This is a genomic window from Streptomyces sp. NPDC059009, from assembly GCF_042740175.1.
Classification (GTDB): domain Bacteria; phylum Actinomycetota; class Actinomycetes; order Streptomycetales; family Streptomycetaceae; genus Streptomyces.
Genome location: NZ_JBHYJB010000007.1, coordinates 234,394 through 242,858 on the forward strand (window position 1 = coordinate 234,394; position 8,465 = coordinate 242,858).

The following is an 8,465-nucleotide window of genomic DNA, read 5'->3' on the forward strand; positions in this document are numbered from 1 at the left end:
GTTCATGAGCAAGCACATCGTCATCGAGGGCGCCCGCGAGCACAATCTGCGCGACGTCTCACTGCGCATCCCCAAGAACAAGATCACGGTCTTCACCGGCGTATCCGGATCGGGCAAGTCGTCGCTGGTGTTCTCCACCCTCGCGGTAGAGGCCCAGCGCCAGCTCAACGAGACCTTCACCACCTTCGTCCGCAACCGGCTGCCCCGCCACGAGAAGCCCGACGCCGACCGGATCGACCACCTGTCCACCGCAGTGGTCGTGGACCAGAAGCCGATCGGCGCCAACGCCCGCTCCACCGTGGGGACTTCCACCGACATCGCGTCCATCATCCGGCTGCTGTTCTCCCGGGCGGGCGAGCCGTCGGCGGGCATGGCCACCGTGTACTCCTTCAACACGCCCGAGGGCGCCTGTCCGGCCTGCGCCGGGCTCGGCCGGACCGTGCAGCCCGACCTGGACACGTTCTTCGACACCGCCAAGTCGCTGAACCAGGGCGCGCTGCTGTTCCCCCTGTTCAACGTCGGCGGCGTGCAGTGGAACCTGTTCACCCGCACCGGCCGCTTCGACCTCGACAAGCCGCTCAAGGACTACACGGAGTCCGAGTGGCAGCGCCTGCTGCACGGTGAGCCCGGCTCCACCACGGCCACCGACGAGGGCCTGATCCCCCGCTTCCACCGGCTCTACCTGGGCCGGGACATCTCCACCCTCTCCGCTCGCACCCGCGGGGCAGTCGAGGAGTTCACCGTCCAGGGCACCTGCCCCACCTGCGAAGGGGCACGTCTGAACGGGGCCGCGCTCAAGACCCGCATCAACGGACACGGCATCACTGACTACATGGCGATGGAGGTCACCGAACTCATCGACGTACTCGGGAAGATCGACCACCCGCTGGGTACCCCGCTCGCCGCACAGGCCACCGCCGGGCTGCGCCGCCTGGACGACATCGGGCTCGGCTATCTCAACCTGGGCCGCGAGACCTCCACCCTGTCCGGCGGCGAGGCACAGCGCCTGAAGACGGTGCGCTTCCTCGGCTCGTCGCTGACCGGGATGACATACATCTTCGACGAGCCGTCCACCGGCCTGCACCCCCGCGACGTGGGCCGCATGAACACGCTCCTTCGCGAACTGCGCGACCGCGGCAACACCGTGCTCGTCGTCGAACACGACCGCGACGTCATCGCCGCCGCCGACCACGTCATCGACATGGGGCCCGGCGCGGGCACCCACGGCGGCCGCGTCGTCCACCAGGGCGGCCCCACCGGCCTGCGGGACGCCGACACCCCCACCGGCCGCTGTCTGCGCCGCACTCCCACGCTGAGAAAGCAAGTCCGCGTACCGACCGGGCAGTTGACGGTCAAGGACGCAGTCCTGCACAACCTCAAGAACGTCACCGTGAACATCCCCACCGGAGTCCTGACCGTGTTCACCGGGGTCGCGGGGTCGGGCAAGTCCACTCTGGTCACCGAGGAGTTCACCGCTCAGCACTCGGAGGCCGTCATGGTCGGCCAGGGCGGCATCGGCGTCTCCTCGCGCTCCACTCCGCTCAGCCATCTGGGCGTCATGGACCCGATCCGCAAGGCGTTCGCCCAGGCGGGCGGGGTGGATGCCGGGTACTTCAGCTTCAACTCGCGCGGCGCCTGCCCCACTTGCCACGGCAAGGGCGAGATCACCGCCGACATGGCGTTCATGGACCCGGTCACCACGGTGTGCGAGCACTGCGCGGGGACCCGCTACGCCCCCGACGTGCTCGCCCACACCCTGCACGGCAAGAACATCGTCGACGTCCTGCGCCTCACCGCCGAGGAAGCCTCCGGCTTCTTCACCGACCGCACCATCAGACGCAAGATCGGCCTGCTGAACGACGTCGGGCTCGGCTACCTCACCCTCGGCCAGCCCCTGTCCACGCTCTCCGGCGGTGAACGCCAACGCCTCAAACTCGCCGGCGAACTCCACAAGACCGGTGGCGTCTACGTCCTGGACGAGCCCACCACCGGCCTGCACATGTCCGACATCCAGAGCCTGCTCGCCCTCCTGGACCGCATGGTCGACGCGGGCAACACCGTCCTGGTCATCGAGCACGACCTCGACGTCATCGAGCACGCCGACTGGATCATCGACCTCGGCCCCGAAGGCGGCCGCCACGGCGGCCACGTGCAGTTCACGGGCACCCCGGCCCAGCTGGCGAAGGCCAACGGCTCTCACACCGCCGCCGCGCTGCGCCGCGATCTCGCCCCTTCATCATGAGGCTCCCCGAAGGTGCTGTGAGGACGCTGGACGTCCTATTGGGCTTCTACCGTCGATCTCATGTCCGAGAACAAATCACAACCAACCGCCATGAACACGGCGGTTGCCGATGCGCTGGTCGCTCCCTCACCGGCAGCGGTTGATCCCCGCCGGTGGGCGGCGCTGATCGTCCTCCTCGTCGCGACCTTCATGGACGCGGTGGACGTAACCGTCGTCAACATCGCCATCCCGCACATCCAGGAGGACACGGGGGCCTCGACCGCCCAGATCCAGTGGGTGGTCGGCGGCTACGCCCTCGCCTTCGCCCTCGGCCTGATCACCGGCGGGCGGCTCGGCGACCTGTACGGCCGCAAGAAGGTCTTCCTCGCCGGGGTCGCCGGGTTCACCCTCACCTCGCTGGTGTGCGGCATCGCCACCACTGCGGAGGTACTCCTGGCCGGGCGGATCGCGCAGGGCGCGGCGGCCGCGCTGATGGTGCCCCAGGTCCTGTCGATCATCCATGTCTCCTTCTCCAAGGAGGAGCGCGGCAAGGTCTTCGGCGTCTACGGGGCGGTCACCGCTCTGGGCGTCCTGACCGGGCCGCTGGTGGGTGCGCTCCTTGTCGAGGGCGACCTGTTCGGGTGGGGCTGGCGGTCGATCTTCCTGGTCAACCTGCCGCTCGGCGTGCTCGGTCTGATCGTCGGCTCGGTTCTGATCCGCGAGTCGAAGGCCGAGCACGCGGCCCGGCTCGACGTGGGCGGCATGCTGCTGTCCGTCGTCGGCCTCCTCTGCCTCGTGCTGCCGCTGATCCAGGGCCGCGAGCTGGACTGGCCGCTGTGGACGTACGTGATGCTGGCGGCCTCGCTGCCGGTGCTCGCGCTGTTCGTCGCGTACGAACGCCGGGTCATCGCCCGTGGCGGCTCCCCGCTCGTGGTGCTTTCGCTGTTCTCCCGCACGAGCTTCTCGGGCGGCCTGGGCGTGCAGTTGCTGTTCGGTCTGGCATCGGGCGTGTTCTTCCTGGCCTGGACGCTCTACCTCCAACTGGGGCTGGGCTTCTCACCGTTGAAGGCGGGCCTGTCGGGGCTGCCGCTGTCGCTGCTGCTGATGGCGGGCGCCGGGGTCTCGATGCAGGTGCTCGTACCGCGCTTCGGCCGTCGGGTACTCCAGGTGGGTGCGCTCGTCGCCGCGGCCGGGATGGCCCTCTTCGCGTGGCTGGCCGGGCACTACGGCGCGGACATCGCGCTGTGGCAGACGATGCTGCCGCTGGTACCGATGGGCGTCGGCATGGGCTTGATCGTCGCGCCGCTCGCGGACATCATCCTCTCCGAGGTGCCGCACCAGGACGCCGGTTCGGCCTCCGGCCTGAACAACACCACCGTCCAGCTGGGCCAGGCCGTCGGCACCGCCCTTTCCTCGCTGGTCTTCTTCAACCGCCTGGGCGGCGACGGCAACCCCGTCACCCAGGCCGCGAAGATTCCGGACGCCTTCGCGCACACCCTGCCGTACGTCGCCGCCGCCTTCCTCGCCGCCTTCGCAGTGCTGTACGCGATACCGCGCAGGGCCGGGCGCACAGGCGCGGGCGACGGTGCCGAGCCCGCCGACGGCCCCGTACCCGGCGGCACCGCCGAGGCCCGGCAGCCCGCCGCGACCGCCAGGTGACGCGGACCGATCTCGGCGAACCGTCCTGAACCCACTCACCGCTCCTGGCCCTGGGCCGCCTCGATGGCGCCCAGGGCCCGCTCCGCGATCCTTCGCAGGTGCGGGACGATCTCGGGCGGGCCGATCAGGGTGTAGTCCAGGCGCAGAGCGGCGATGCGGAAGGCGAGGAATTCGGGGGAGTCCGGAGCCGTGCGCAGTCGGCAGCGGTGCTCGTCGAGCTGTTCCAGGACGCCGAGCGAGGCCGGAACGCCCTCGGCCGCGCGCTCGATCGGAGCGTGCACGATCACCTCGGCGTGGCAGCTGCCCGGACCGGCGCCCAGAACGCCCGCCACATACGCGGCGGCGTCCTGGCCGTCGGGCAGTTCGCGTTCGGGGACGCGGGCGCCGGTGCGGTGCAGCGCCTCGATCCGGTCGACACGGAAGGTGCGCCAGTCGGCGCGGTCGAGGTCGTAGGCGACCAGATACCAGCGCCGTCCCGCGGCCACCAGGCGGACCGGTTCGGCAAGGCGCCGCGACGGTCCCCCGCGGCCCGGGGCGTAGCCGAAGCGGATCTTCTCGTGGGCCACGCAGGCGGCGGCGAGAGCGGCCAGGAGATCGGCGTCGGGGCCGGGGACGGGCCGGGTGACGCAGGTGGCCGCCTCGGCGAGGTTGGACACCCGGTGCCGCAGGCGCGAGGGCAGCACCTGCTCCAGCTTCGCCAGGGCCCGCAGCGAGGTGTCCTCGATGCCGCTGACGGCGGCGGTGGCGGCGGTGCGCAGACCGATCGCGATGGCCACCGCCTCGTCGTCGTCCAGCAGGAGCGGCGGCATGGCGGCCCCGGCGACGAGGCGGTAGCCGCCGATGTTCCCCTGACTGGCCTGGACGGGATAGCCCAGCTCGCGCAGGTGGTCGATGTCGCGGCGGATGGTGCGGGTCGTGACGCCGAGGCGTTCGGCCAGCTCAGCGCCCGTCCAGTCCCGCGGGGCCTGGAGCAGGGACAGGAGCTGGAGCAGTCGGGCCGCGGGGTCGCGTACGCCCCGGGTCACCACGGAATCGGCGCTCATGGCGCTCACCCTCACCGATCAATAGGACGTTCGATGACCTCTTGGACGTCTACCGTCGACGACATCGGGCGAAACCGCGCGCGCTGCTGCCCAGCCATCTAGACCACGTAGACGCCAAGACACAGCGCCGACCACGCCGTCGCGCTCCAGGCAACCGACGCAAGAGGCGCTCGGTCCATGTGTGGACGGCCGTGCGCCGGCCGACGGAGGCACCTCGCCGGCGCCGGGTGCTACCACCCGAATTTCCGGTCCACCTCGCCGGCGAACTCCTCGAAGGTCAGCACCGCGTCACCATTCTTGTCCGCGGCGTCGAACAGTGCCGACGAAGCCTCCGCGTCCTGGACACCCCAGAACGGCAGATCCCCCCGGGCGGCGAGCGTGGGTCCCTTCGTCCGGAGGGCCGTGATCACCTCGTCCCGGGTCAGCTGTCCGTCGCCGTTGAGGTCAAGTGCGTCAAACAGTTTGCGAGCCTTCTCGCTCATCACAGAATCCCCGTTTCATGGCGTCAACGTCGCCAGCGCATCCTATGCGCGACTCTGCGGTGGACCTCCGGCGTGGGCCCCGCCGGGCATCGGGACCGTCGGACGCACGTCGGTGAGCGGGAGTTGGCCCTTCAGCATCCGGCCGCCGTCGCCGGTGAGCCGCAGGTAGTAGTCCGCGGAGCAGGCGGTGCCGTCCTCGTCGAGGCCGAGGAAGCCCGAGTCCATAGGGACGTGGGCCGCGCTCTCGGCCGTCCTGGCGATCTGGTTGCCCTCGTTGTACTCGTCGAACATGGAGATGTAGATGCCCTGGGCGCCGAGCCGGACCATGTTGTAGAACTGCCGCCACATGAAGTCGCCGTGGGCGCGCTGGCGCGACTGGACGTGGCCGGGCAGCACACACGGCTGGCAGTCGACGCCGTGGGCGTCGCAGTCGGCCTGGTCCGGGGTGTTGACGTTCGCGTGGAAGCGGTCCGTGTCCGCGATGGTGCCGATCCTGCCCACCATCCACGGTGAGAGCATGCCGAAGGCGTGGTAGACGTCGAGGCAGCCGGGTCGGGAGTCCTCGGTGCCGGTGCGCCAGCGCGAGCGCGACCTGCTGACCCGCACGGCCGCCGCCGAGGAACGGGCCCGCCTCACCGCCCTGTCCGAGCCCGGCTGGCCGCCCGCCGTCCAGGCCGCCACGTACCGGATCGTCCAGGAGTCCCTGACGAACGTCCGCAAGTACGCGCCCGGTTCGGCCGTGACGGTGGACCTGGTCGCCGCGCCAGACCGTGCGGCGCTGATCGCGGCCGTCACCAACACGGCTCCGCCCAGCGGCGACGCCCGGCCCGCGCCGCAGGCCGGTCCGCCGACCGGACGGAACGGACTGGCCGGACTCTACGAGCGGACCGCCCAGCTGGGCGGCCATCTGACCGCGGGCCCCACCCCGGACGGCGGTTTCCAGGTCCGGGCCACCCTGCCGTGCCCGGCCTGACCGTCCGTCTGCGCGGGCGGGTCAGCCGCGGGCGGGTCAGCGGGGGCGCGACTCCCAGGCGCGGGCGAAGAGTTCGGGCAGCGGGCCGGTGGCCGGGGCGCTGAGGACCTTGGTGCGGTCCGGGGAGAGCCGCGCGCCGAGCAGGTCGGCCTTCCGGGTCTCCATGGGGTGGTACGGCTTCGCGGCGGCGGCCCAGTCGCCGGGCAGGAAGACGCCGCGGCCGGAGCGGGGGCGCCGGTCGGCGAGGACCAGGGCCGCGTCGAGGAGTTCGGCGGTGGCCGCCTTGTGCGCGGTGGGCCTCCAGCCGTTCCAGCGGCGGACGTTGCGGTCGGTGGGCGCGGGCAGGGCGAGCAGTTGGAGGTAGAGGGCCGCGGCGTCGGCGCCGAGGCCGAGTTCGGCGGCGGCCTTGGCGTGCGTGTCCGGGGCCGAGGCGCGCGGGTCGGTCTCGTACCGCCCGGGCGGCAGCGACCCGGAAGTGATGCGCTCCTCCAGGCGCCGGCACTCGGGGCCGCGCAGCCAGCGGACCCGCGCGAGGTGGGATCCTTCGCGGTCGACGACGGCGTCCAGCCGCCGCGAGCGCGCGTCCTTGCCGTACCGCCCGGGCCGGAAGTAGATGCCCGGCGACTCGCGTTCGCCCCACCGGTCGATGCCGCCCTCGGCGATCACGGTCAGGCCGTCGTCGAGCGTGGGGTGGCCGAGCGCGTCGAGGGCCTCGCGGTACTCCTCGGCTCCGGGGAAGGACGGCAGCAGCTCCGCCACGGTGCGGCCGCGCAGGGCCCAGCCGTCGGTGGCGAGCAGCAGCCCCGGGTGGGCCAGTCGCTCGCGCAGCAGGGCGGTCACTTCGGGGAGGCCCTCGCGGACCGGGTCACCGGCGGGCAGTTCGGCGTAGATCCACGGGATCACCTCGCAGGCCGCGGCGAGCAACTCCTTGAAGCGGAAGCCCTCCTCGCCCTCCCAGCCGTGGCCGATGACGTCGCTCGCCCGCAGCCGGGTGTCGGGGTCCCGGGTCAGCACCGGGTTGCTCGCGGGGTCGGCGAACAGCGCGCAGACGGCTGCCGGGGCCATGCGGATCGACGCGTGTTCGGTGGCCACGGCCAGCGTCGCCTCCGAGACGGCGGGGCGCACGCCGCGCTGCGCGCGCCATGCCTCGGCGATCCGGCCGGCGAGCGCGGCCTGGCCACCGGGCTGCCACAGCTGGGCCGGGTCCTCGGGCAGCACCGCGGCGAACAGCTCCAGGCGTTCGGGTACGTGCACGTCGTACAGCTCCCGCTGCCCCGCGGCGGCCTCGGCCTGCCCCAGCCCCATGACCTTGCGGGTCTCCGCGTCGAGCCGCCACGTGACGTAGGAGGCGTCCGGGATTCCGGCGAGCAGCAAGGAGGCGGCGGCGCGGCTCACTCCGGTGGCCTCGGCCAGCGCGGCGGCCGCGTCCCGGTCCCAGGGCACGGGGCCGTTCTCCCGTACGAGGGCGGTGAGGCGGCGCAGTTGGTCCGGGGTGCCCCAGCCGTCGGTGGGGACGTGGGCGGCTTCGGTGATCTCGCCGGGTGCGGGCGGGGCGGCGGCGCCGGTGCGCAGCTCGACGAAGTGCCGTCCGCTCTCGCCGCTGCCGAGCCCGTGCACGGCCACGAGCGCGCCTCGGTCGTCGCGGGCCCCGTACACCTGTGTGTCGGTGAGCTCGATGGTGCCGGTCCGCATGCGGGCGACGGCCGCCGGGTCGGCGAAGGGCGTCGCGGCCCAGGCGTCGAGCGTCGCCAGCAGGACCTCGCGCAGCTCGGCGTGGACGGGATACGCGCAGGACCGCAGCGCGACGGCGCCGATCCGGCCGATGAACCGCGACCAGAACCAGCCCCGGTACTGATCGGGGAGTTGATCGGTCCGCCCCGTCAGGTAGTCGCCGGTGCGGGCGATCCCGGCGAGGGTGCCGGCCCGCCAGTACCCCTCGCCGCCGATGAGCCCGGCGAGGGCGGGGGCGATCCGGTCCTCGTTGAAGGGAGCGGCGACGGGTATCCGGTCCTGTGGCATGCCGTACATCCTGACATCCTGCCTGGTCTTGCACGGGGGCGGACCCCCCCCCCCCCCCCGAGGGGGGG

The 8,465-nt window shown here is 72.1% G+C and carries 6 protein-coding genes and 1 pseudogene; 3 read left to right on the forward strand and 4 right to left on the reverse strand.

From position 1 onward, the window contains the following. The first annotated feature begins 4 nt into the window (after nt 1–4). Both ACFWYM_RS09735 and ACFWYM_RS09740 read left to right on the forward strand, forming a co-directional pair. Nucleotides 5–2,242, forward strand: a complete 2,238-nt coding sequence (locus tag ACFWYM_RS09735; protein ID WP_384832702.1) for an excinuclease ABC subunit UvrA — start codon at nt 5–7, stop codon at nt 2,240–2,242. Between the two features lie 60 nt (nt 2,243–2,302). Continuing rightward, nucleotides 2,303–3,880 carry an MFS transporter gene (locus ACFWYM_RS09740; protein WP_384832705.1) on the forward strand — a complete coding sequence of 526 codons (1,578 nt, stop codon included), beginning with the start codon at nt 2,303–2,305 and terminating at the stop codon, nt 3,878–3,880. A 35-nt stretch (nt 3,881–3,915) separates the two neighbouring features. On the opposite strand, the gene ACFWYM_RS09745 is transcribed toward ACFWYM_RS09740, so the two are convergent. The 3 genes and pseudogenes from ACFWYM_RS09745 to ACFWYM_RS09755 form a co-directional block, all read right to left on the reverse strand. Next, complete coding sequence (locus ACFWYM_RS09745) at nt 3,916–4,923, reverse strand: helix-turn-helix transcriptional regulator (protein ID WP_384832707.1); 1,008 nt, start codon at nt 4,921–4,923, stop codon at nt 3,916–3,918. A gap of 230 nt (nt 4,924–5,153) precedes the next feature. Then, on the reverse strand, nt 5,154–5,405 hold the full coding sequence (locus ACFWYM_RS09750; RefSeq protein ID WP_384832710.1) for an EF-hand domain-containing protein: 252 nt from the start codon (nt 5,403–5,405) through the stop codon (nt 5,154–5,156). 42 nt (nt 5,406–5,447) lie between these two features. Then, nucleotides 5,448–5,990 (reverse strand): annotated as a pseudogene (locus ACFWYM_RS09755) (xylosidase); the annotation flags it as partial. Between ACFWYM_RS09755 and ACFWYM_RS09760 the strand changes: the two are divergent. Then, nucleotides 5,971–6,378 carry a sensor histidine kinase gene (locus ACFWYM_RS09760; protein WP_384832713.1) on the forward strand — a complete coding sequence of 136 codons (408 nt, stop codon included), beginning with the start codon at nt 5,971–5,973 and terminating at the stop codon, nt 6,376–6,378. The pseudogene ACFWYM_RS09755 and the gene ACFWYM_RS09760 sit on opposite strands and share 20 nt — an antisense overlap. Before the next feature lie 36 nt (nt 6,379–6,414). Here ACFWYM_RS09760 and ACFWYM_RS09765 read toward each other — a convergent pair whose 3' ends face one another. After that, nucleotides 6,415–8,406: a hypothetical protein gene (locus ACFWYM_RS09765; RefSeq protein WP_384832716.1), complete on the reverse strand. Its 1,992-nt coding sequence runs from the start codon at nt 8,404–8,406 to the stop codon at nt 6,415–6,417. Nucleotides 8,407–8,465: the final 59 nt, after the last annotated feature.

What these genes read in the sequence shown, in the direction of transcription:
- ACFWYM_RS09735 (WP_384832702.1), top strand. Translation starts at nt 5, where the DNA reads ATGAGCAAGCACATCGTCATCGAGGGCGCCCGCGAGCACAATCTGCGC.
- ACFWYM_RS09740 (WP_384832705.1), top strand. Translation starts at nt 2,303, where the DNA reads ATGTCCGAGAACAAATCACAACCAACCGCCATGAACACGGCGGTTGCC.
- ACFWYM_RS09745 (WP_384832707.1), bottom strand. Translation starts at nt 4,923, where the DNA reads ATGAGCGCCGATTCCGTGGTGACCCGGGGCGTACGCGACCCCGCGGCC.
- ACFWYM_RS09750 (WP_384832710.1), bottom strand. Translation starts at nt 5,405, where the DNA reads ATGAGCGAGAAGGCTCGCAAACTGTTTGACGCACTTGACCTCAACGGC.
- ACFWYM_RS09765 (WP_384832716.1), bottom strand. Translation starts at nt 8,406, where the DNA reads ATGTACGGCATGCCACAGGACCGGATACCCGTCGCCGCTCCCTTCAAC.